The sequence below is a fragment of the Mucilaginibacter sp. P4_C11 genome (genome assembly GCF_056402115.1).
In genome coordinates this window covers 41748-64827 of the sequence record NZ_JBFUIA010000037.1, presented here as the reverse complement: position 1 = coordinate 64827, position 23080 = coordinate 41748, and the positions used below count along the sequence as shown (strand labels likewise).

The window sequence follows — 23080 nt, the reverse complement described above, 5'->3', positions numbered from 1 at the left end:
ATTGACAACTCTAACCGGATGGGATTGCGGGATTAGCTCCTCCAGGGTTGGCGGAATAGCTAATATTTGCTGCTGATCATAGTGTTTGAAAACAGGTTGTCTGATTGCCATATCTCATATATCTATACTTTAAATATATGAAAATCAGATTGTTAAAACAAATAAAACCATAGATAACTAATTGATTTTATAGCAATAAACCATTAATAATAAAAAAGAGGCTGATCATGATTTATGATACAGCCTCTTCTTTCAAAATATAACATAAAACTTACTTGATCACAATTTCATAGGGCAACCTGGCCTGTGGGGTGCGCATTATTTGGGTAAGGCCTTTTAATTGCTCGTACACGCGGTAATTATCGCCTAATTCCGATTTCATCATTTTGGTTTTCATCTGGCCGGTTACATCGCTGTCGAGCTGTTTAAAGAAACTTTTTTGCTCGGGGTAGCTTACCAGGTTATAGTTTTTAAGCTTAGCCTTCTTAGCAGCCGATGCAATAGCATCGTTAATATTGCCCAAACGATCAACCAGGCCAATTTTTATAGCCTGTGCGCCGGTCCAAACCCGGCCCTGGCCAATGCTGTTGATGTAGGCTTGTGTTTTGCCACGGCCTGCTGCAACGGCTTTTGTAAAATCGTCATAACCATGATTCACGTTGTTTTGCAATATCGCCCTTTCTTCTGGAGTTAATGGCCGACTCACGTCGCCCAGGTCGGCATATTTTCCGGTTTTTACACCATCAAAAGTAACGCCCAGTTTGTCATTAAACAGTTTTTGCATGTTGGGCAATACAGCAAAAATGCCTATCGACCCGGTTATCGTATTTGGTTCGGCAAATATAGAATCGGCCGCACAACTGATATAGTAGCCACCCGACGCGGCGTAATCGCCCATCGATACAATAATGGGTTTCACTTTTTTGGTAAGCGCAACTTCGCGCCATATCACGTCAGACGCCAATGAACTGCCACCGGGCGAGTTAACCCGTAATACAACGGCCTTTACTTTGTTGTCTAAACGTACTTTACGTATAGCTTTTGAAATTCTTTCAGATCCGATGCTGTTATCATCGCCCTGGCCGCCGGTTATATCGCCGCTGGCATAAACAATAGCTATGCGATTTTTTGACGAATTATCGTCGTCGGTATTATCGTCGGTTTTGCTTTTGGTATACTCATCAAGGTCAACGCTTGCAATATCTTCTTTTTTGCCCTTGCCTGTGCGCTGCCTAAGTTCATCTAATAGTTCGTCCTTATATTTCAGGCCATCTATCAGCTTTAGTTTTACCGCGTCTTCGGGGAATTGAACGCGACCGCTATTGGCATAATTAAACAACGAATCTTTATTAATACCCCGGCTTGTGCTGATACCGGTTAAAAAATGGTCATATAACGAACCTAAATAGGAGGTAACCTGCAAACGGTTAGGTTCGCTCATTTTGGTGAGGAATAAAGGCTCAACTGCGCTTTTGTAAGTGCCTACCTTAATAATTTGTACCTCGATGCCCAATTTATCAAGTGCGCCTTTCAGGAAGGTAACTTGCTGGCTAAAACCTGTAAATTCAAAAATACCTTTGGGGTTCATGTATACTTTATCGGCAACTGATGCCAGGTAGTAAAAGCCCTGGGTGTAAATTTCAGAGTAGGCGATAACAAACTTGTGCGATTTTTTAAAGTCGATTAATGCATTACGAATTTCTTCGGTGGTAGCCTGGCCCGATGTCAAATAGCTTTCATCCAAAAAGATACCTTTGATGTTGCTATCGGATTTGGCTTTTTTAATGTTAGCCAAAATATCGTTTAAACCGGTTGATTTATCACTGTTTAACCCTAAAAAGCTTAACCCGGCAAGCGGGTTGTTTGGCGTACGCTCGGTTATTGGCGTGGTAAACGCCATGTGTAACACAGAACCGGGCTCAACTTCTACCTCTTTTTCACCGCTGGCGGCAACTATTATACCTACAATTATAAAAACCAGTATCACTGTTGTTAATACTAACCCCAGCATGGTGGCAAAAACGAATTTGAAGAATTGTTTCATTAATGTTATAAATCTGTTTAACTATGCAAACTTAGTAATTCAATACCGTATAGTGGTAAGAGCCTGTTCTATAATATTTGTTACAACATGATTGATGTTTTTTTACTTTTGGGCAGTAACCTTGGCGACAGAAAATTGCTGCTGAATGAGGCAATTGAGCGCATTGAAGCAGATGTGGCGCCCGTACTAAAGGCGTCATCTGTTTATGAAACCCAATCATGGGGCAAAACAGATGCGCCCGACTATTTAAACCAGGTGCTGCTGTTGCAAACCGATTTTACAGCGCGGGAAGTACTTGAAAAAATATTGGCAATTGAGCTGTTAATGGGACGCAGGCGCGAAGAAAAATGGGGCTCGCGGACCATTGATATTGATATTTTGTTTTACGGCGATGTCATTATTGATGAACCGGATTTGAAGGTACCACACCCCGAAATGCATAAACGGAGGTTTACTTTAGAGCCTTTGGCCGAGTTGGCGCCCGAATTTGAGCACCCCGGAATAAAAAAAAATATTTTACAGTTAAAAAGTGAACTTATTGATGACTTGGTCGTAAAAAAAGTATAATTTTGAATATTCATAAATCTTTATATGTCAGATATTTCACCAGAACAAGACTTTGATCTTTCTTTCCTATATGAAATTGCCGATGGCAGCGATGAATTTATTGTTGAATCTATTGGTATGTTCCTGGAGCAAACACCACAATTATTGGGTGCTATAACTGCTGCCCTTGAATCTGGCGACTGGACCGAGGCCGGGAAGGCATCGCATAAATTGAAACCTAACCTGGGTTTTTTTGGAATGCCAATAAGCCAGGCTACTATACAGGAAGTTGAATTGGCTTGTAAAGGAGGCGGTCAAAACCCGGCAGAAATTTTTGCCAAATTTAACCAGGTAAAAGCCACAGTTAATGCAAATTTGATTACCCTGCAACAAATTAAAGCGGAAAAAGAAGCAAGCCTTTAGTTAGGCGAAAGGTAAAAGGTTAAAGGCAAAAGGTTTTCACCGGAAACCGAAAATGAAAAGGGCGAATGATAAAAACTATCATTCGCCCTTTATATTTAATGTCACTTTTTCGATTAGATTGCCAGCAAACCTTTCGCCTTTTTCCTTTCACCTTTTCCCTCAAAAACTAAACTTCTACTACCTTAAAAGTATAGCTTTCCATAATAAGGTTTGCCAATAAGTTTTTGCAGGCTTCGTCTACTTTGCTGTGTGCTGTTTCGGCGCTGTCGGCTTCAAGCTCAAGGGTGATATGTTTGCCAATACGTACGTTTTGAATTTCGGCTAAACCGAGGTTTTTCATGCTTCCGGTTACTGCTTTTCCTTGCGGGTCAAGAATTTCTTTTTTGGGCATTACGTCAATTTCAGCCTGGAATTTTGTCATTTGTGAGTCTTGTTTGAATTAAAGATAAGGTGATGTACATAAATATAACCACCGGAACTGCCACAAATTTAAAAAATAGAATCAGTATTGCCGAAAACATGAGCAGTAAATAACGGAAAATGTTTTTATTGAAGTCGCGGTTCTTGAATTTAAGCGACATCAGCGGCAATTCGGATACCAGCAGGGTACACATGATAACTATAAGTATCGTTAATGTATACGGATTTAGGATAAACCGGGCCAAAACTTCGTACTGTTCGATAATCAATGGCAGCGATGCTATAAATATAGCATTGGCAGGTGTTGGCAGGCCAATAAAGCTATCTGACTGCCGGGTATCATTATTGAATTTGGCCAGGCGTAAAGCCGAAAATACGGTTATTAAAAAAGCCAGGTAGCACAAATACTCGCTGATGTGCGCAATTTGCGGGGCCTTTAAAAACAATTCATATAAAATAGCCGACGGTAAAAAACCAAAGCTTACCATGTCTGCCAGCGAATCAAGGTCTTTACCTATAAACGAGTAGGAGTTGAGTACCCTGGATGCAAAGCCATCAAAAAAATCAAAAATAGCAGCCAGGAAAATGGCGTATGATGCGATTAATAAATTACCCTGGAAGGCAAACACGATGCCTATACAGCCGCTAAACAGGTTGGCGCAAGTTATGGTATTGGGCAGGTGTTTTCTAACTCGTCTCTTCATTTTGTGTTACGAAGTTATCAGGATTTTATTAAGTAATAATGAAGTTACAAATAATATTTACATTAAATATAACTTCATTACCACTAAAATATTAAGAATTCATCGAAATCAGGAACTCTTCGTTGGTTTTGGTACCCCTTATTTGGGCCTGTAAAAACTCCATTGATTCTTGCGAGTTCATGTCGGCCAGGTGGTTACGCAATATCCAGATGCGTTGCAGCGTTTCGCGGTCAAGCAACAGATCGTCGCGGCGGGTGCTTGATGCAGTGATATCGATAGCAGGGAAAATACGTTTGTTTGAAAGTTTACGATCCAGCTGTAACTCCATGTTACCGGTACCTTTAAACTCTTCAAAAATAACCTCGTCCATTTTTGAGCCGGTTTCCGTAAGGGCAGTAGCGATGATAGTTAATGAACCGCCATCTTCGATGTTACGGGCCGCGCCAAAAAAGCGTTTAGGTTTGTGTAATGCGTTGGCATCAACACCACCCGATAGTATTTTACCGGATGCAGGTGCAACTGTATTATAAGCACGGGCCAGGCGGGTAATTGAATCCAAAAGGATCACCACGTCATGACCGCACTCTACCATACGTTTTGCTTTCTCCAAAACAATATTGGCTATTTTTACGTGGCGCTCAGCAGGCTCATCAAATGTTGATGATACCACTTCGGCGCGTACGCTGCGGGCCATATCGGTTACCTCTTCAGGGCGCTCGTCAATCAGTAGTATAATAAGGTACACTTCAGGATGGTTTTTTGCAATGGCATTGGCCACATCCTTTAATAGCATAGTTTTACCTGTTTTAGGCTGGGCCACAATTAATCCACGCTGACCTTTACCAATAGGCGAGAACAAATCCATAATGCGGGTTGAATAGTTACCTGCATCAGTGAACAAGCTCAGTTTCTCAGACGGGAAAAGCGGTGTTAAGTGATCAAAAGGAACACGGTCACGAACTTCGGCAGGGATACGACCATTAATTGCTTCCACACGTACCAAAGGGAAATATTTTTCGCCTTCTTTTGGCGGGCGGATGCTGCCACGAACGGTATCACCTGTTTTTAAGCCAAAAAGTTTTATTTGCGATTGTGATACGTAAATATCATCGGGAGATGTAAGATAGTTGTAATCAGATGATCGCAGGAAACCGTAACCATCGGGCATAATCTCCAATACACCTTCGTTAACAATAACGTTATCAAAATCAAGGTTAATAGCAGGCTCCTGTGCTTTTTGCTGGTTAGCGTTGCCATTGGCGCGCCTGTCAAATTTTTGCGGACGTACCTCAGCAGATGGTACTTCTGCTTTTGGGGCCGATTCACCAGGTTGATTGTCTGGTATTTCGCCGCTTACAGGAGCTGTTGTTGTAGTATCATTTACAAGACTGGCATTATTCTGGTCGTCCTCTTCCTCTTCAAAATTGTTGGTGTCATCCAAAGGTACTTCAACGCGGGGCTGAGTTTTTGGTTTTAACACGCGGGTACGCTTACGTGTTTTTTCACCGGCTTCTTCGGCTACAGGCTCGGCTGTAATCGGTGCATAATTTTGTTCAACAATGTTCTGTTGTACCCTTGCGGCCTCAATTAATTGTTGTTGTTCAATAATACGTGCAATTAGCTGTGCTTTACGTAGTTCGTCGGCCTCAGCAATACCTAAATTTTTTGCAATATCGCGCAACTCTGAAACGAGTTTGTCGTTCAATTCGATTTTATCAGACATGATATGAATTATAGTTCAAAGGGATTTTTAATATCGTAAATAGTTTTCAAACGGTTATAAAACTTCCATGTGCATTTTAGCTTATACGTTGTTACACACGGGGCGTTATAGTAAGAAATTGATCTTGAAGCATTGATTAAATAAACATCCAAACCCACTCAAAACATTAGTTAATAAAAATCGTGGGGTTTTAAATTGTTTCTTTGGTGCAAGAAAAAATTCAAAGGAAAACGATGCAATTCTAAACAATTATTTCTTAATAACAAATTAATTAAATAAATATCTGCACTGTTATAACGTTTAAGCTAAATTTTTAGTTTTTTTGCCATCCGAATATTTAACCCCTCCCTATGATATTGCGCAGGCAGCTAATAGATCAGATCAAGCAAAAAAAATCATTTTTATGTGTAGGCCTTGATACTGATATTGATAAGATACCGGAATTTTTAAAGGAATATCCCGATCCTATCCTTGAATTTAACAAACGCATTATTGATGCCACCAAAGATCTTTGCGTATCCTACAAACCCAATGCCGCTTTTTACGAAGCTCGCGGCATAAAAGGCCTGCAAAGCCTGATAGATACCTGGAAATACCTACCCAAGGATACTTTAAATATAATAGATGCAAAAAGAGGCGATATCGGCAATACATCCGATAAATATGCCACGGCTTTTTTTAATGAGGAAGCATCGGGCATGAGCTTCGATGCTATCACCATAACCCCTTATATGGGTAATGACAGCGTTACGCCGTACCTTAAATATGATGGCAAATGGATTATAATTTTGGCACTCACGTCATCGGTAGGCAGTAAGGATTTTCAATACCTGGAAACCGGCGGCGGCTATTTGTACGAAACCGTAATCCAAAAGGCCAATACCTGGGCAGGGGCCGATAGAATTATGTATGTGGTAGGCGCCACTAAAAGTACCGAGTTTACCAACATTCGCAAATACGCGCCGGATAATTTCCTGCTGGTACCCGGGGTTGGCGCGCAGGGGGGCAGCCTGGAAGAAGTGTGTAAATATGGCATTACCAAAGATTGCGGCCTGATAGTAAATGCATCCCGCTCCATCATCTACGCCGGCAACGATGAAAACTTTGCCGAAGCAGCCCGCGCCGAAGCATTACGTATGCAGCAGCAAATGGAAGTGGAATTGGAAAAGGCGGGAGTTATATAGTATCAAGTAGTAAGCATCAAGATTTTTTGTTGTGCAGGCTACAGATGCTTTTGTCTTTACCCCAAAAAAATGAATTAAAATTCTGTCAATTCCTTAATTCGGTAATGATTGCAAAGTATAGGCTTGCTGATAAGAAAAATATTCTCTGCGTGATAAGTTTCAATGATTAACTTTAAATTATGTAACCAACATACCGGGGCACGGCAAATTGGCATGGTATTTACTCATCAAGAAAAGGCAATTGTTAAAAATTAAGACACAACACTATGGATTGTTTATCTTTGTGTTTTCTATGATCTATGAGTAAAATTCGCATTGTCAATTTCGGCCCGATCAAAACTGGGTATACCGGTGAGGGCGGATGGTTGAATATCAATAAAGTCACTGTATTTATAGGTAACCAGGGATCAGGTAAAAGTACTGTTGCCAAAGTAATTTCGACCATGACCTGGTTTGAAAAGGCATTGGTACGCGGCGACTTTGCCACTAAAGAATTCAATACCAAGATATTCAAAAGTCATTTTACTTACCAGAACATAGGCGGGTATTTTAAGAGTGAAACAGAGCTTGAATATGAAGGAAATGCCTACCATATTTGGTATCGGGAAGGCGAGGTTAGTATCCGTAAGATTGAAGACAAAGCGTATGCTTTTCCTAAAATTATGTACGTGCCCTCTGAAAGAAATTTCGTCAGCTCGGTAAGAAATGTTAATAAACTAAAAGGCTTACCCAGCACCCTTTATACATTTTCAGACGAGTTCCTTAATGCCGCACTGGATATACGCGGGCAATTGGAACTACCGATTAACCAGGCGCGATTTGAATTTCAGCAACTGAACAGTACTTCCTATATTGTGGGGGAGGACTATAGGATTTTCTTGTCAGAGGCCTCCAGCGGATTTCAGTCTATAGTACCCTTGTATATTGTAAGCAAGTACCTGGCAGGTTTGCTTCATCGGGAAAAGAATCTGGCTAATAAGCAAAATAGTATTGAAGAGGAAAGGAAGTTAAGGAAGCGGGTACAGGAATTGTTAACCAATCCAGACATTTCTGATGATGTACGTCAAGCGCTGGTCAGCTCTCTTTCAACTCCTGATGAGTATGAGGCATTCGTAAATATCGTTGAAGAACCAGAGCAGAACTTGTTCCCCACCTCGCAGCACCAGATTCTGAATTCGTTGCTGGAATTAAATAATGATAGCCCTAACAATAGTTTGGTGCTCACTACCCATAGTCCATACATTATCAATTATTTGACAATTGCCGTTGAGGCAGGTGAATTACTATTAAATTACTCCGGAGATACAGCCAGAATGAAACTAAATAAAATTGTACCGGTTGCGGCTGCTATTAAAACCCAGGAGTTATGTATTTACCAATTGGATGAGATTGAAGGGGGGATAAGTGATCTGCCAATGCCGGAAGGTGTACCATCCGATAATAATTACCTGAATCGTTCTTTGGTTGAAGGGAATAGGATATTTGATGCGCTACTTGAATTACAACAGGAATTAAAATGAGCGTGGACTTTTTTACGTCGACCTGTAGCGAAGGTGCAAGGACTGACGAATTATTCGGATTGTGCGACGACCAAAATAGTACGATAGCTTACAGCGATACCACCAATTCGAAAAAATGGGTTGCTACGGTCATTAATAATGAAACTCGGGAAGTTGTTTTCACACCGATAGACTATTGCATTACCGTTTATAAGGAAGGTACCAACGATCAGGAAAGTACCTGCGACGGTATGCTTACCACTACAGATACTCTTTATTTGGTCGAACTCAAAACAGGCGTTAAGGGCTGGCAATCACAAGCAATTGATCAAATTTTGAATACTATCCGGTTAATCGCGGAAAATCACAATCTTTCAGCTTTTCGATTTAAAAAAGGATTTGCCTGCAATAACAAACATCCCAACTTTGCGATCATTGACAATGAATTAAATAAGCGGGTATTTAAGGCGACAGGTTTTCGCCTTGATGCTCAGGCTAATATTGTCATTAAATAGGGTCTGCTGAAAAACTCAAATCACCATGAAATACAGGCAGTTGTGTTAAGATTTAACGAATGAAGTGCACGGGTTTATGCGATTTTCCCTCAAAACCCGTGCACTTCAATTTTAGTTAAATTTATTTGCTGTTCGAAAATTCAAAAATACCGGGTATTTCATCGCCATTTTTAACAAAACACCTCGAGAAATCAACTTTTTCATGAGGAAATCATTTTTGAGGTGCATCTACGAGTTTTTCAGCAGACCCTAAGTAACTTTAGGGCTTCCTGCAAGGAAAAAAATGCATCCCATTCCATCATCTACGCAGGCAGCGATGAAAACTTTGCCGAAGCCGCCCGCGCCGAAGCATTGCGTATACAGCAGCAAATGGAAGTGGAATTGGAAAAGGCGGGGGGGATAGTATCAAGTAGTTAGTATCAAGTATCAAGATTTTTAAGTGAGTAGTTTGGGGTTAAAATAGGTGAGTGGTTGATTGGGTGAGTGGCTGATTGGGTGAGTGGCTGATTAAGTTGGCCTTCTGGTAAATACATGGACGTTGACCTGGCTGTTTTGCCTTGGTTATTGCCGAAGTTTATTTTTGATAGCACAGTTTCGAGGGCCGGGAGCGTGTTGTTGAGATTTTTTGTTTTGATGAGGAAATTCCAAACCGGTTCAAATTTTTTCCAGCCGCCGGCATAAAAAAAGTGTTTGAGTTTGTGCATATGCGATTGGTGCTGAATGCTGGCTTTGAAGATATTGTTCCATTTATAAAATTCCTTATAGGCCCACCAGTAGCCATCTTCCAGTTCCTGTGCGCTTAACCCAACGGTTTGATAAACCACTTTGCGGGTATCATACAAATCCCAGTTTTTGGTAACTATCCTTCCCTGCCTTTCCATGGTTTTAAATAATTCGGTACCGGGATAGGGAGTTAACACGTGATAGGTTGATGTTGTAATTGAATGTTTTACACCCCAATCAACTGTCCGCTTAAAAACATCTTTGTCATCATCATCCAACCCAAAAACAAAGCTGCCGTTTATCATGATGCCAAGGCTGTGGAGCCTGTTTACGGCTTTTACATAATCTTTTTCGAGGTTTTGCTTTTTATTACTTTGTTTAAGGTTTTGCGGCGAAAATGTTTCAAAACCCACAAATAAACTCCTTAAGCCGGCTTCTGCGGCTTTTTCAATAAGGTTTCCCCTTAATATCGAATCTACGGTTGCCGCTCCCTGGAAAACACGGTTCATACCCTTCATGCCGTCAAATAGGGCGGTCGAGAATTTGGTGTTGCCTAGCAGGTGATCATCTAAAAAATATAAATGCCTGCCGGGCAGCCGGTCAATTTCGGCAAGGGCGTCATCAACCTCCTGGGTGTAAAAAGTGCGGCCACCTTCAAAAAAAGCATCCTTATAACAAAAGCTGCAATGATGTGGGCAGCCCCTGGTAACCACAATAGAGTTGGGAACAAGGTACAAGTGTCTTTTGATCAGGTCCCGGCGGATGAGCGGAACTTTTTCTAAAGTGCGGATGGTTGAATTGTATATTTTTTGAGGGCAGCGATTTTTAAAATCCAGCAAAAACTTAGGGAACGTATCCTCTCCCGGGCCTGTAAAAATACTATCGGCATGCGGTGTGGCCTCAAACGGCAGCGATGTAACGTGCAGGCCGCCAAGAATAACGTAAGCTCCCTTTGCCCGGTAATGGTCGGCAATTTTGTAGGCACGGTAAGCATTGGTGATGTATACCTGGATAACCACCAGGTCGGGGCTGTCATCCAGGTTAAGTTTCTCTACGTGCTGGTCTTGCAGGTCAACCACATCGTCGGGCGATAGATATGCAGCCAATGTTGCCAGGCCAAGGGGTGGGAACAGGGAATATTTTATCGGCCTCCAAAACGGACTTTCGGCTTCGGTTAAGGCGGGGAGGATCATTTTAACTTTCATATTCTGTAAATAAAAGTACTTTGTTAAACAAAGTAAATGATTTAATTTTTAATAAGCGAAAAAAATGCGTTATTAAGAAGTACTAAGCATATAACAACAAATGCCGGCGGGTGACTAACAATATTTTATTGTTAATTAGAAAAGATGGGTATATTAGTTGAACCTAAATAATCACCCATGCTAAATTCAAAACTAAAGGAGATTTATATATCTTCAGATAAAGAAAACAAAACGTTTATTCCTAAAGAATACATTTTATTATTTATGGGAGCATTTATATCGTTGTTGTCAAGTTTCGGAGTAAGTTATTTTAACAACAAAATCGAAAAAGATAAACAGTTAGCTAAGAATATAGTTGATAAGCGAAATGAAATAACAAAAGCAAAGATCGCTTTTACTGATGAATTATGTAAAAATATCGCAACCAGAATAACCGTTGTTGGAAGCTTATACAATTCAAAATGGGAACACAATGACATTGAATTAAAAAAGTGGCTGGGCAGAAATGAAGCGTTAGATACATTTATGTATGCCCGTACATATTATTATCCTTCCAGGCTGAAAGTTTTGTTCGGTGATCAATATGCCAATTGGTTTAGAGATTCTGTTGATATGCCATTTGATAAATTAGAAGATGAAATTGTTGATTCAAAACAAGAGGACTTGCTTAAAATAAATATGAAAGTAAGATGGCCGAAGTTGGATACTGCTATTCACAATTTTACAAGAGCTATTTATGCTGATGCTTTTAAAGATTTTAAAAAAGTAGATACGATAGGAATTAAATAAGAACAGGTAGTTGATATTCACAGTCTCTCCGTTACTTGAATTACCTATTTTTATTTGTTTTTAAAAGATAGTATTTTCCTAACTTACCACCTCGTAAGTTGACGCTATGAAAAAAACACTGCTCTCGCTTTTTGCGCTATCCTATGCTTTGTATGCTACTGCTCAAACAAAACCATTTAAACCGGCCGATTTTGATAAAATACCTACGGTAAGCGACCCGCAGCTTTCGCCTGATGGCAAATGGGTGGCCTACAGCGTATCTGAAGTTGATACGGCAAAGGATAAACGGGTATCGCACCTGTGGATGCAAAGCTGGGATGGTAAGGAATCATTGGCGTTAACGCATGGCGATGAAGCAGCTTCGGTGCCGCGATGGTCGCCGGATGGTAAGTATTTGTCGTTTGTCTCGTCCCGCGATTCGAAAAAGGGCGGCCAGATCTGGCTGATGGACAGGCGCGGAGGCGAGGGCGTGAAACTGACAGACATTAAAGGCGACTTGGGCGAATATGCATGGTCGCCGGATGGCAAAAAACTGGTGATTGTTATTGGCGACCCTGAAAATAAAGGTAAAGAGGAGCCTAAAACGCCTAAGCCCATTGTTATCGACCGTTATCATTTTAAACAGGATATAGAAGGCTACCTGCAGCACCTGCACAAGCATTTGTACCTGTTTGATGTTGCAGCAAAAAAGCTTGATACCTTAACCAAAGGAGATAAGGATGAAAGCTCGCCGGTATGGTCGCCGGATGGTAAAACGATAGCTTTTGTGAGCAACCGCAGTGCCGACCCCGATAAAAACGAGAACACAGATATTTTTACCATTGATGCCCGGCCGAATGCCAGTATGCTCCAGGTTACTTCATGGAAAGGCCCCGATACAAACCCACAGTGGAGCCCGGATGGCAAACTGATCGCTTTTTTGCGCTCTACCAGTGATGCCGATTATATGATGTACGATCAAAATATGTTGTGCACCATGGATGTGGTTGGCTCCAATAAAAAGATACTAACGCAGCAGATTGACCGCCCGGTTACCGACCTGGCCTGGGGAAAAGATAATAAAAGCATTACATTTTTGGTTGTTGACGACCGTGAACGCTATGTGGCCAGCGTGAACATAAACAATGGTAAAATAAGTACGGTTAATAAGGGCACGTACAGCATTACCGATATCAACACCAACTTAAGCGGCAACTGGGTTGTTCAAAAAACAGATCCTTACACCCCTGCCGAGTTATTCGCGTTGGAAGGCGGCAAGCTGCGCCGCTTAACGTTCCATCAGCAGGCATGGTTATCCAATGTTAAACTGGCTCATGTAGAAGGTTTTGAATCTACCAGTGCAGATGGTACCCAGGTTAACGGTATTATTTTAACGCCCGATAGTAATGCCAAAAAGTTACCTTTTATTTTATTTATACACGGCGGCCCCGTTGGGCAGGATGAATATGCCTTTGATGCCGTACGGCAGGTTTTGGCCAGCGCGGGTTATGCAGTTGCCGGTGTAAATTATAGGGGTAGCAATGGCCGTGGCCTTGATTATTGTAAAGCGATATATGCCGACTGGGGTAACAAAGAAGTAAAAGACCTGCTGGGCGCGGTTGACAAACTGGAAAAATTAGGCATTGCCGATCCCGACCATTTAGGTATAGGCGGATGGAGCTATGGCGGCATCCTTACCGATTATACCATTGCATCTGATACCCGTTTTAAAGCCGCAGCCAGCGGTGCCGGCAGTGCCTTGCAATTAGCAGTTTATGGCAGCGATCAGTATGTTTTACAATATGAAAACGAAATTGGTGTGCCCTGGAAAAATGCCGATAAGTGGATTGCCTTATCGTACCCATTTTTTCATGCTGATAAAATCAAAACACCGGTGTTATTTATGTCGGGCTTAAAAGATTTTAATGTCCCGACCATCGGCAGCGAACAAATGTACCAGGCTTTGCGGTCGCAGGGGATACCTACGGAGTTAATACTTTACCCAAACTCGTTCCATGGCATCACCAAGCCAAGCTACCAGGTTGACAGGCTGCAGCGGTACGTGGAATGGTATGATAAGTACTTGAAGAAGTAAATATCATTAGGTATACCTGATGATATTTTTTGCTAAACAACACTGATTTTTGTTTCATTGCTATGAATAAAAATGTACTAATGTTTGTCGCTGCATTCGCTTTTACGGGCGTTATGGCACAAACGACAAAACGCCCTTTAAAACCGTCTGACGTAAATAATATTCCCACTCTTGCCGATCCGCAATTATCGCCCGATGGTAAGTGGCTGGCTTATAGCGTTTCGGATGTGGATACGGCAAAGGATAACCGGGTGTCGCATTTGTGGATGCAAAGCGTTGATGGCAAGCAGTCTATTCAGCTCACTTACGGCTCCGAACCGGCTTCTTCGCCAAGGTGGACAACGGATGGCAAATTTTTGTCATTCGTATCAGAGCGCGACTCAAAAAACGGCGGCCAGGTTTGGCTGATGGACCGCAGGGGAGGCGAGGGGCATAAATTGACAGATTTAAAAAAGGGCGACCTGGAAGATTATGCATGGTCGCCGGATAATAAAAAATTGGCACTGGTAATTAAAGATCCTGAATATGATGGTAAGGAACCAAAAACAATCCCACCCATAAAAATAGACCGCTATCATTTTAAGCAAGACATTGACGGGTACCTGCAGCACCGGCACACGCATTTGTACCTGTATGATATGGAGAGTAAAAAGGTAGATACATTGACGACCGGCGACAGGGACGATCAATCGCCGGTGTGGAGCCCCGATGGCAAATACATAGCTTTTGTAAGCAATCATACCAATGATCCGGATAGGAACGAAAATTTGGATATTTTTACGGTTGAGGCCAAAGACGATGGCGAGATTAAGCAGCTGACTACTTTTACCGGTCACGATATTCAGCCGCTTTGGAGCCCCGATGGTAAGCATATTGCCTACCTGAGATCGACAAGTGATGCCGATTATTATATTTACCAGCACGATTTGTTGTGTATGATGGATGCCGACGGAAAAAATAACCGTGTACTTACCGAAGCACTGGACAGGCCCGTAAGCAATGTGGCCTGGAGCCGCGATAGCAAAAATATTGGCTACCTGGTTAGCAACGACCGCACCAGGTATGTGGCTCAATACAACTTATTGCTCCGCAAATCAACCACCGTATATAGAGGTGCCGAGTGCAGTTTTGAAAACGTTATTGGTGCAATGCCCGGCGTGTGGATTGCTAAAATGACCACGCCCTATATGCCTCATGAACTTGTTGCTATCGAAAATGGGAAGATTAGAAGACTCACCTTTCATCAGGATAAGTGGCTAAGCAGTGTAAAATTGGCTTATGTAAAAGGTTTTCAATCTTTTAGTGCCGATGGCACGCTGGTGTCGGGAATTTTATATACCCCCGATAGTGTAGTAAATAAAAAACTACCATTCATCCTGTATATTCACGGCGGCCCAACTGACCAGGACGAGTTTGAGTTTGATATGATCCGCCAAACTTTAGCTTCGGCAGGATATGCAGTCGCCGCAGTTAATTACCGGGGCAGCGCAGGCCGTGGGCTGGAATATACCAAAGCTATTTATGCTGATTGGGGTAATAAAGAAGTTCAGGATTTATTAGGGGCTGTAGACGAACTGGTGAAATTTGGCATAGCCGACCGTGACCGGTTAGGTATAGGCGGCTGGAGCTACGGTGGCATTTTGACCGATTACACAATAGCAACCGATCCGCGCTTTAAAGCAGCATCCAGCGGGGCGGGCAGCGCTATGCAACTGGGCATTTACGGCAGCGACCAATGGGTGGTGCAATATGATAACGAACTGGGTGCTCCCTGGAAAAATCCCGAAAAATATATCAAGTTATCGTATCCGTTTTTCCATGCAGACAAAATCAAAACACCAACGCAGTTTATGTCGGGCCTGAAGGATTTTAATGTACCAACCAGCGGCGGTGAGCAGATGTACCAGGCCCTTAAATCGCAGGGTGTGCCTACCCAAATGGTACTTTACCCCGGTCAGTTTCATGGTATTACCGTGCCAAGCTACCAGGTGGATAGGCTACAGCGCTATATTGATTGGTATGATAAATATTTAAAAGGCCCCCCAACCCCCTGAAGGGGGAGTTTTTTATTGAGAGCATTGGTAAATATTTATGAATTTTGTTTAGTTCGGTTTATGTTGAATTCATGAAGATTGCTCTCGCCGGCTCAATTGCAACAATACTTTTGCAGAAAAACATATTTTTTATTTTGATGTTTGCATCCAAAAGAATACCGTTACGATGTTGCCTGAAAAAAATGGTGTAGTTAAAGATTTAAAGGTGCTGCTTGTGGCGGCCTGGTATATCTTTATAGCTGTTTCACATATTTTTTTGCTTCCCAAACTCACTGAACAAGGCAACCAGCCAGCTTCTGGGCACAATTCTATTTTTAAAAGAAACTCCGGTAATTTAACGCTAAATGCGGTGCATTGGAATTTTATTCAGCGTACAGATAAGGTAGTGATAAGTGATAAAAAATCGGTAATCGACCTCCTGAAAGCGGTTGTCGCCAGCTTTATCGTGCTTTTCTTTGCCTTACAGATCTGGAGAATACGACCCCATTGGCAACTGCTTTTCCGTGTTCTGTTTAGTGATTACCGGTATTCATACCTTTCTTTTTGTTCCTTCCGTATTTGATGTGATGGCCTGTTACGGGCATCTGCCTAAGCTATCCTGCTTAAGGCATTCATTTAAATTTAGTTAAATCAATTACCGGTATTAGCCAGGTTTGCTATGTTGTGTTTACATAGTTTTCTGCCCGGCGTGTTGTACCGGTACATCAAATTCCAGGAAACTTATATGCAAATCATAACAAGAAGTGTATTCATACTGATGGCACTACTCATCAGCCTGAATACTTTTGCACAACAAAATATAAAACCTATCGGCCTTAAAGCCCTGCTGAGCCAGGTAAACGCCAACGCGCCGGCGCTGATAACAGATTCGGCTGCAATAGGCATCCGCCAGGCGCAGGCAGCCGAAACGCGCAGCAATTGGCTGCCCAATTTAAAGCTTAATTACCAGGCCGATATTGGCACAAATAATAACGTAGCCGGGCCCTATTTTGGTTTTGGGATCATACCGTCCGATTCGCGGGGAGTGCGTACGCAAAGTAACACCACCGCGGTATCTGCCAATGTAGGTGTAGCCGCCCTGGATTGGGAAGTATATAATTTTGGCGCTTATGATGCCCAAAATAAAGTGGCTAATTCCGATATCCGGGTGCAACAAAGCCAGTTTGCCAACTCAAAATATCAATTACAGGCTTACGCCATCGGCAATTATTTACTGCTGATGAGGCTGCAAAACTTTTTGGATATCCAGTCAAGAAACATCCAGCGTAATGTCGAGATCCGGCGGTCTGTACAATCATTGGCCAAAAGCGGTGTAAGGGCAGGGGTAGATACCAGTATAGCCGAAGCCGAACTATCCAAAGCCAGGTTAAACTACATCGAACTGGCCAACCAGGTAAAACAGGTGCAATTACAGCTTTCGGCAGTAAGTGGCTTGCCATATCAATCTATCGTGCCCGATACCGCTGCCGAAACCGCATTGATAGATCAGCCTGCCGCATTGCAGCCAATTGAGCAGGATACCGTTAACCACCCGATTATCAATTATTACCGGTCGGTATATCAAAATAGTCTGCAGCGGGAAAATTTGGTTAAAAAAAGCTATAATCCTAAAATTATGTTAGAGGGTGCCGTGTGGGGCAGGGGATCAAGCGTTGATGCCAATGACCACTTTAATAGCCTATCCACGGGTTGGGGTTTCGACCGGAACAATTACCTGGTAGGCGTTGGTATCAGCTATAATTTGTTCGACTTGCGCCGCAAGCAATTAAAACTCCGCACCCAAAAGGCCGAAACCAGCTATAACGCTCGCAAGCTACAGGAGCAAAAGCAAATGCTTGCAGTTAACGCCAACCAGGCCGATGTGGAGCTGGAAACCGCCCGCCAGCGCTTACAGGAAATTCCGCACCAGTTGAGGGCTGCTAATGACGGATACCGGCAAAAATTGTCGCTTTATAAAAACGGCCTTACAGATATCATCGAATTAAACGCGGCGCTCAATATCCTTTACCGCGCCGAAACCGATTTTGCACAGGCAAAATACAGCTATTCAAGCGCGTTGTTCCAAAAAGCGGTTACCGATAACCAGGTAAACGCAGTTTTAAACCTTTTAAAATAAGTTAATATGTCAATGGTCACATCCGCACTAAAAAGGCCTATTACCACGGTGGTTATCACTATGAGCCTTTTGCTTTTTGCAGTGCTTAGTGCAATAAAAATACCTATCGATATTTTTCCGCAGTTAAACCTGCCTACTATATATGTAATTGAATCGTACGGCGGCATGTCGCCACAGCAAATGGAGGGGTTTTTCTCCACCCGCTTGCAAGATCAGTTTCTGTATGTAAACGGGATAAAAAGCATCACGAGTAAAAATATACAAGGTTTAACCCTCATCAAACTCTCGTTTTATGAAACTACCAACATGGCCGAAGCATCAGCCCAGGTGGCTTTGCAGGTAAACAGGGCAACCGCTTTTTTTCCGCCGGGGGCATTGCCGCCGCAGGTAATCCGGTTTGATGCGTCCTCATTACCGGTTGGTCAGCTGGTTTTTTCCAGTCCTACGCGTAGCTTAAAAGATATTTATGACCTGGCTGCTACCAAAATCCGGCCCATGTTTGCAACTATACCGGGGCTTTCGGCACCGCCGCCGTTTGGGGCAAACGCGCGGTCGATAACTGTGAGTGTTGATCCCGATAAGTTGCGCAGTTATAATTTAACACCCGATGAGGTGGTTGAAGCATTATCTAAATTTAATGTTATGTCGCCCTCGGGTAACCTCCGGTTAGATAACACGATGTTTTTAACCACCATGAACTCGCTGATTAAAAGCCCGGATAATTTTGGCGATATACCCGTAAAAACGCAAAACGGTGTACCCATATTTATAAAGGATGTGGCCCGTGTTGCTGATGCAGCAGACGTTACGGTTGATTATGCGCTAATTAACGGCAAGCGTTCGGTTTATATCCCGGTGGTAAAAACAGCCGATGCTTCTACCTGGACGGTAGTACAGACCCTTAAAAGTAAACTGCCCGAAATGCAAAGCCTGCTGCCCGATGATGTAAAGGTGAGCTACGCCTTTGATCAATCGGTATTTGTGGTTAACGCGGTTAAAAGTTTAATGACCGAGGGCGGGCTGGGAGCCCTGCTTACCGGCTTAATGGTACTGCTGTTTTTGCGCGATTGGCGAAGCAGCCTTATTGTAGTAATAACCATCCCGGTCTCTATCCTGATAGGGGTGTTGTTATTGAGCCTGTTTGGGCAAACCATCAACATTATGACGCTGAGCGGGCTGGCCCTGGCGATCGGCATCCTGGTAGACCAGGCCACGGTAACCATCGAAAATATCCATCAGCACCTGGAAATGGGTAAATCAAAAAAACAGGCAATTTATGATGCATGCGAAGAGATCTCGTTCCCGCTGCTGCTGATATTGTTGTGTATCCTGGCGGTATTCGCGCCATCATTCATGATGTCGGGCGTACCTAAGGCTATGTTTTTACCACTTTCTTTGTCAATAGGTTTAACCATGATCGTATCGTACATCCTCGCCCAAACAGGTGTGCCGATATTGAGTAACTGGCTCATCAAAGCCGAACGCTATCAACACTATCACCACGGCAAAGTACACGCCCATGCGGGTGAATCGTTGGATGACAAGGAACAAAAACAGGTTGAAAAACACCTGGAACACGAGCAGGAGCACCCCGAAAACAACGACCTGTTTGAAAGAGTAAAACTCTGGCTCATTAATGCCCTCAATAATTCTATGCCCCGAAAGCGACTTATCGTATCTGTTTATTTAGGCGTGGTTATCATTTTAGCGGGATTATGCTTTGTTTTTATTGGTAAGGACATGATGCCCAAAATTAATAACGGGCAGTTCCAGATCAGGCTGAAAGAGCCGGACGGTACCCGGTTGGAGCGTACCGAGGATGCTTTTAAACAGGTATTGCAGGTTATCAATCAAACGGTAAATAACCATGTAGAAATTACATCAGGATACGTGGGGCTAATACCAAGCAGCTACGGTACCAGTAACCTTTATATTTTTAATACGGGTACCCAGGAAGCCGTATTGCAGGTAAATCTTGATGAAAAGTACAAGGTAAATATGGATGAACTAAAAGATGCGCTGCGCAAAAACATCCATTATAAACTTCCCGAACTGCAAATAACCTTTGAGCCGATAGATATGACCGAAAAGATCATGAGCCAGGGTGCCTCGTCGCCTATTGAAGTACAGGTGGCCGGCAAGGATATGCAGCAGATTGAAGGTTACGCCAATAAGGTAGTAACCAAGCTGAAGAATATCAGTTATTTACGCGATGTACAGATAGAGCAGCCTTTAAAGTTCCCGGTAATAAAAATTGCTTTGGATAGGTTAAAAGCTGCGCAGTTAGGGCTGAATATTAAAGATATTGCCCGCTCGGTTACAGCAAGTACATCATCCAGCCGCTTTACTGATAAAAACTTGTGGCTTGATGAAAAAGGTGCCTATACATACCAGGTACAGGTACAAATTCCCGAGTATGTAATGAACACCCTGGATCAGCTGAAAGAGGTGCCGCTGGTAAGAGGGCAAAGCAGCCCGGTTTTAAGCGATATAGCAACATTTACCACAACCTATGTTCCCGGCGAGTACGACAGGGCCGGGCCAAGGCGGTTTTTGACTATCAGCGCTAATATTTATAAAACCGATTTGGGTACTGCCACTACAGATGTGCAAAAAGCGCTGAACTCGGTAGGCGCGCCGCCAAAAGGATTGATTGCCACCATGGGAGGAATGTCGACCCTGTTAACAGATACATTGGGCAGTTTACAAAACGGGCTAATGCTTGCCATTGTAGTTATCTTTTTATTGTTGGCTGCCAACTATCAGTCTTTTAAAGTATCGCTTGCTGTACTATCAACAGTGCCGGCGGTTATTTTAGGATCGCTGCTGATGTTGCTGCTTACCGGGTCAACCTTAAACCTCCAATCGTATATGGGGATGATCATGTCCACGGGGGTATCCGTGGCCAATGCCATTTTGATTGTAACCAATGCCGAAAAATTGCGGATTGATTATAAAGATGCCACAAAAGCGGCTATAACCAGCGCATCCATCCGGTTACGTCCCATCCTGATGACCAGCCTGGCTATGATTGCCGGTATGATCCCCATGGCTTCGGGCATGGGCGAGGCAGGCGAGCAGTCGGCACCTTTAGGGCGTGCGGTTATTGGTGGTTTGTTTGCATCAACACTTGCGGCCCTATTCATTTTACCACAGGTATTTGCGTGGGTACAGCAAAAAACAGATTTTTTATCGCCTTCGCTGATGCCTGGTGAAACCGACGAACAATCAGCTAAAATAACAGAACCAAAAACCTCCATAGTTTAAAATCATGAAATTTCAATCAATTATATTAATAGCAGTCGTAAGCCTATTTGCCGCATGCGGTGGCAATCAAAAGCCTGTAGATATTTCGGCCCCGGCTGCAAAAAGTAAAGCGGGCATCGAAACAGGTATTGTGACAGAGAAAGCCTTGTCAAGTAACGCCCGCCTGCCCGGCCAGCTTAAGCCTTACAACGAAGTAAATATTTTCCCGAAGGTAAATGGCTTCGTGAAAAGTATGTACGTAGATAGGGGTACCATTGTAAAAAAGGGACAATTACTGGTCAGCCTTGAAGCGCCCGAAATGGAATCGCAATTGCAGGCAGCCAATTCAAGGTATCTGCAAGCGCAGGAAAATGCCGTTGCCAGTAAAGAAAAATACCAGCGGTTAAAAGAGGCCGCTAAAGAACCCGGCTCGGTATCGCCGCTCGACCTGGATAACGCGTCGGCTAAAATGAGGGCCGATGAAGCCATGGCAAGATCAGAACAATCCAACGTGGTATCGGTACGTACTATGCAGGATTATTTGAATATCCGCGCACCGTTTGACGGAATGATTGTTCAGCGTAATGTGTCGCCGGGTGCGCTGGTTTCGCCGGGTAAAGGAACAGACCAGCCAATGTTAATCCTGCAGGATATCAGTAAATTGCGTTTAGAGGTTTTTATCCCTGAGGATTATGTAGACAAGGTAGATTTGACCAGGCAGGTAAATTTTACCTACAATTCTATGCCCGGTACACAGCAAACAGCCAGGATCAGCCGGTCGGCAAATGCGTTGGGCAGTATGCGGTCTGAAGCCATTGAGATTGATATTGAGAACAAAAACGGCAACTTAAAACCAGGCATGTATGCCGAGGTACATATCCCGATGCTATCGGGCGCCAAATCATTACTGGTGCCTAACCAGGCCATTGTCCGGTCGACAGAACACGAATATGTGATTGTGGTAAAAGGAGGCAAGGCCCAATTACAGGATGTTAAAGAAGGGCTTTCCCGGAACGACTCGACCGAAGTATTCGGTAATTTAAAGGCCGGCGATACAATTGTAAAACATGCCAGCGACGAGATGCGACAAGGAGATGCGATAAATTGATAGTTGCTCATGAAACCTTACCCGGTTTCTGAAACTTCGTAATGTTTAAAAAAGCCATGCAGAACTTTATCTGCATGGCTTTTGTCCATTAAGGACATCTCTCTCCACTTAAAAGTAGTTATACGTTTATTTTGCCCTCAATCGAATCATCGAAGGTTTTGCCTATAGCCGCGCCGGCCAGCATTTTTACAAAAGCGATGGCGTTGCCATGCTTGTTGTCCCAGTAGTAGCTTTCGGTAGGCTCAACCTTTATTACCGAAATGCGCGGATCGTCAATGCCATCGGTGAACCAAACTTTTAGTATTGGTTCCCAAAGCTCTTTAATTTTTTCCTTGTCTTCACTCACGGTGGCTATACCATAAACATTCAGGAAGTCGGAATGTGCAGATCCCTGGAATAAAAGATGGACCATAGGGTCTTTCGACAGATCTTCATTCTTGTGGCTGTCATTGGCACTCAGAAACCAGAGGTTGCCCTCGTCATCCACTTGTTGAACAGACATCGGGCGAACATTTGCCGGGATGCCGGTTTTAATATTGGTTAAAAAGAAGCAGCTTTTAGCGCTGTCAACCATGGCTTTTAATTTGGCTATGGCCTCTGGTCCGCCAAGATCCTGATAATTATCTTCTGGTTGTTGTTGATTAATGCTATCCATTATTTAAAGTTTTTGTTGGTAAATGTTATAGAATAACCAATCAACATCTTTA

General features: G+C 43.0%; 19 protein-coding genes. 13 read left to right on the top strand and 6 right to left on the bottom strand.

The annotated features are described in order from the left end of the window. Positions 1–271: 271 nt before the first annotated feature. A complete protein-coding gene (gene sppA, locus AC1DU2_RS26185) occupies positions 272–2044 on the bottom strand; it encodes a signal peptide peptidase SppA (RefSeq protein WP_477388063.1) in 1773 nt (590 codons plus the stop codon). An 87-nt stretch (positions 2045–2131) separates the two neighbouring features. On the opposite strand from sppA, the gene folK reads away from it, so the two are divergent. Together folK and AC1DU2_RS26175 are read left to right on the top strand one after the other, a co-directional pair. Further along, positions 2132–2611, top strand: a complete 480-nt coding sequence (gene folK, locus AC1DU2_RS26180; protein WP_477365813.1) for a 2-amino-4-hydroxy-6-hydroxymethyldihydropteridine diphosphokinase — start codon at positions 2132–2134, stop codon at positions 2609–2611. Between the two features lie 24 nt (positions 2612–2635). Continuing rightward, the gene (locus AC1DU2_RS26175; RefSeq protein WP_477388061.1) at positions 2636–3013 is read left to right on the top strand and encodes an Hpt domain-containing protein; all 378 of its coding nucleotides are present in this window, start codon (positions 2636–2638) and stop codon (positions 3011–3013) included. Between the two features lie 166 nt (positions 3014–3179). Here the strand turns inward: AC1DU2_RS26175 and purS are convergent, their stop codons facing one another. The 3 genes from purS to rho all read right to left on the bottom strand — a co-directional run bounded on the left by purS (position 3180) and on the right by rho (position 5860). Further along, positions 3180–3434, bottom strand: a complete 255-nt coding sequence (purS, locus tag AC1DU2_RS26170; RefSeq protein WP_090646069.1) for a phosphoribosylformylglycinamidine synthase subunit PurS — start codon at positions 3432–3434, stop codon at positions 3180–3182. Next, positions 3415–4137 carry a CDP-alcohol phosphatidyltransferase family protein gene (locus AC1DU2_RS26165; protein WP_477365807.1) on the bottom strand — a complete coding sequence of 241 codons (723 nt, stop codon included), beginning with the start codon at positions 4135–4137 and terminating at the stop codon, positions 3415–3417. The genes purS and AC1DU2_RS26165 overlap by 20 nt, the downstream gene beginning before the upstream one ends. A gap of 91 nt (positions 4138–4228) precedes the next feature. Next, positions 4229–5860: a transcription termination factor Rho gene (gene rho / locus AC1DU2_RS26160; protein WP_477388059.1), complete on the bottom strand. Its 1632-nt coding sequence runs from the start codon at positions 5858–5860 to the stop codon at positions 4229–4231. Positions 5861–6213: 353 nt separating this feature from the next. On the opposite strand from rho, the gene pyrF reads away from it, so the two are divergent. From pyrF to AC1DU2_RS26140, 4 genes are all read left to right on the top strand, one after another. Next, entirely contained in the window at positions 6214–7044 is an 831-nt protein-coding gene (gene pyrF, locus AC1DU2_RS26155) for an orotidine-5'-phosphate decarboxylase (RefSeq protein WP_477388065.1), read from the top strand. A 299-nt stretch (positions 7045–7343) separates the two neighbouring features. Beyond that, positions 7344–8564 (top strand): ATP-binding protein, encoded by a 1221-nt coding sequence (locus AC1DU2_RS26150; RefSeq protein ID WP_477388057.1) that lies wholly within the window; start codon positions 7344–7346, stop codon positions 8562–8564. Further along, positions 8561–9058, top strand: coding sequence for a hypothetical protein (locus tag AC1DU2_RS26145; RefSeq protein ID WP_477388055.1), 498 nt, complete (start codon positions 8561–8563; stop codon positions 9056–9058). Before AC1DU2_RS26150 ends, AC1DU2_RS26145 begins: the two co-directional genes overlap by 4 nt. Before the next feature lie 222 nt (positions 9059–9280). Next, positions 9281–9475, top strand: coding sequence for a hypothetical protein (locus AC1DU2_RS26140; protein ID WP_477388053.1), 195 nt, complete (start codon positions 9281–9283; stop codon positions 9473–9475). A 2-nt stretch (positions 9476–9477) separates the two neighbouring features. Here the strand turns inward: AC1DU2_RS26140 and AC1DU2_RS26135 are convergent, their stop codons facing one another. Further along, positions 9478–10986 (bottom strand): B12-binding domain-containing radical SAM protein, encoded by a 1509-nt coding sequence (locus AC1DU2_RS26135; RefSeq protein ID WP_477388051.1) that lies wholly within the window; start codon positions 10984–10986, stop codon positions 9478–9480. 177 nt (positions 10987–11163) lie between these two features. On the opposite strand from AC1DU2_RS26135, the gene AC1DU2_RS26130 reads away from it, so the two are divergent. The 7 genes from AC1DU2_RS26130 to AC1DU2_RS26100 all read left to right on the top strand — a co-directional run bounded on the left by AC1DU2_RS26130 (position 11164) and on the right by AC1DU2_RS26100 (position 22373). Then, positions 11164–11775, top strand: coding sequence for a hypothetical protein (locus AC1DU2_RS26130; protein WP_477388049.1), 612 nt, complete (start codon positions 11164–11166; stop codon positions 11773–11775). 106 nt (positions 11776–11881) lie between these two features. After that, positions 11882–13849, top strand: a complete 1968-nt coding sequence (locus AC1DU2_RS26125) for a prolyl oligopeptidase family serine peptidase (RefSeq protein ID WP_477388047.1) — start codon at positions 11882–11884, stop codon at positions 13847–13849. Positions 13850–13911: 62 nt separating this feature from the next. Next, complete coding sequence (locus AC1DU2_RS26120; protein WP_477388045.1) at positions 13912–15903, top strand: prolyl oligopeptidase family serine peptidase; 1992 nt, start codon at positions 13912–13914, stop codon at positions 15901–15903. Positions 15904–16069: 166 nt separating this feature from the next. After that, positions 16070–16465 (top strand): hypothetical protein, encoded by a 396-nt coding sequence (locus AC1DU2_RS26115; protein WP_477366014.1) that lies wholly within the window; start codon positions 16070–16072, stop codon positions 16463–16465. Between the two features lie 162 nt (positions 16466–16627). Further along, on the top strand, positions 16628–18019 hold the full coding sequence (locus AC1DU2_RS26110; RefSeq protein WP_477388043.1) for a TolC family protein: 1392 nt from the start codon (positions 16628–16630) through the stop codon (positions 18017–18019). Between the two features lie 12 nt (positions 18020–18031). Beyond that, complete coding sequence (locus tag AC1DU2_RS26105; protein WP_477366008.1) at positions 18032–21286, top strand: efflux RND transporter permease subunit; 3255 nt, start codon at positions 18032–18034, stop codon at positions 21284–21286. A 4-nt stretch (positions 21287–21290) separates the two neighbouring features. Beyond that, positions 21291–22373: an efflux RND transporter periplasmic adaptor subunit gene (locus AC1DU2_RS26100; RefSeq protein ID WP_477366005.1), complete on the top strand. Its 1083-nt coding sequence runs from the start codon at positions 21291–21293 to the stop codon at positions 22371–22373. Positions 22374–22491: 118 nt separating this feature from the next. Here AC1DU2_RS26100 and AC1DU2_RS26095 read toward each other — a convergent pair whose 3' ends face one another. After that, the gene (locus AC1DU2_RS26095; protein WP_477366002.1) at positions 22492–23028 is read right to left on the bottom strand and encodes a pyridoxamine 5'-phosphate oxidase family protein; all 537 of its coding nucleotides are present in this window, start codon (positions 23026–23028) and stop codon (positions 22492–22494) included. Between the last annotated feature and the right edge of the window lie 52 nt (positions 23029–23080).

Excerpts from the sequence above, each read along its gene's own strand:
- sppA (WP_477388063.1), bottom strand. The coding sequence starts at position 2,044 with ATGAAACAATTCTTCAAATTCGTTTTTGCCACCATGCTGGGGTTAGTA.
- folK (WP_477365813.1), top strand. The coding sequence starts at position 2,132 with ATGATTGATGTTTTTTTACTTTTGGGCAGTAACCTTGGCGACAGAAAA.
- AC1DU2_RS26175 (WP_477388061.1), top strand. The coding sequence starts at position 2,636 with ATGTCAGATATTTCACCAGAACAAGACTTTGATCTTTCTTTCCTATAT.
- purS (WP_090646069.1), bottom strand. The coding sequence starts at position 3,434 with ATGACAAAATTCCAGGCTGAAATTGACGTAATGCCCAAAAAAGAAATT.
- AC1DU2_RS26165 (WP_477365807.1), bottom strand. The coding sequence starts at position 4,137 with ATGAAGAGACGAGTTAGAAAACACCTGCCCAATACCATAACTTGCGCC.
- rho (WP_477388059.1), bottom strand. The coding sequence starts at position 5,860 with ATGTCTGATAAAATCGAATTGAACGACAAACTCGTTTCAGAGTTGCGC.
- AC1DU2_RS26150 (WP_477388057.1), top strand. The coding sequence starts at position 7,344 with ATGAGTAAAATTCGCATTGTCAATTTCGGCCCGATCAAAACTGGGTAT.
- AC1DU2_RS26145 (WP_477388055.1), top strand. The coding sequence starts at position 8,561 with ATGAGCGTGGACTTTTTTACGTCGACCTGTAGCGAAGGTGCAAGGACT.
- AC1DU2_RS26135 (WP_477388051.1), bottom strand. The coding sequence starts at position 10,986 with ATGAAAGTTAAAATGATCCTCCCCGCCTTAACCGAAGCCGAAAGTCCG.
- AC1DU2_RS26130 (WP_477388049.1), top strand. The coding sequence starts at position 11,164 with ATGCTAAATTCAAAACTAAAGGAGATTTATATATCTTCAGATAAAGAA.
- AC1DU2_RS26125 (WP_477388047.1), top strand. The coding sequence starts at position 11,882 with ATGAAAAAAACACTGCTCTCGCTTTTTGCGCTATCCTATGCTTTGTAT.
- AC1DU2_RS26120 (WP_477388045.1), top strand. The coding sequence starts at position 13,912 with ATGAATAAAAATGTACTAATGTTTGTCGCTGCATTCGCTTTTACGGGC.
- AC1DU2_RS26115 (WP_477366014.1), top strand. The coding sequence starts at position 16,070 with ATGTTGCCTGAAAAAAATGGTGTAGTTAAAGATTTAAAGGTGCTGCTT.
- AC1DU2_RS26110 (WP_477388043.1), top strand. The coding sequence starts at position 16,628 with ATGCAAATCATAACAAGAAGTGTATTCATACTGATGGCACTACTCATC.
- AC1DU2_RS26105 (WP_477366008.1), top strand. The coding sequence starts at position 18,032 with ATGGTCACATCCGCACTAAAAAGGCCTATTACCACGGTGGTTATCACT.
- AC1DU2_RS26100 (WP_477366005.1), top strand. The coding sequence starts at position 21,291 with ATGAAATTTCAATCAATTATATTAATAGCAGTCGTAAGCCTATTTGCC.
- AC1DU2_RS26095 (WP_477366002.1), bottom strand. The coding sequence starts at position 23,028 with ATGGATAGCATTAATCAACAACAACCAGAAGATAATTATCAGGATCTT.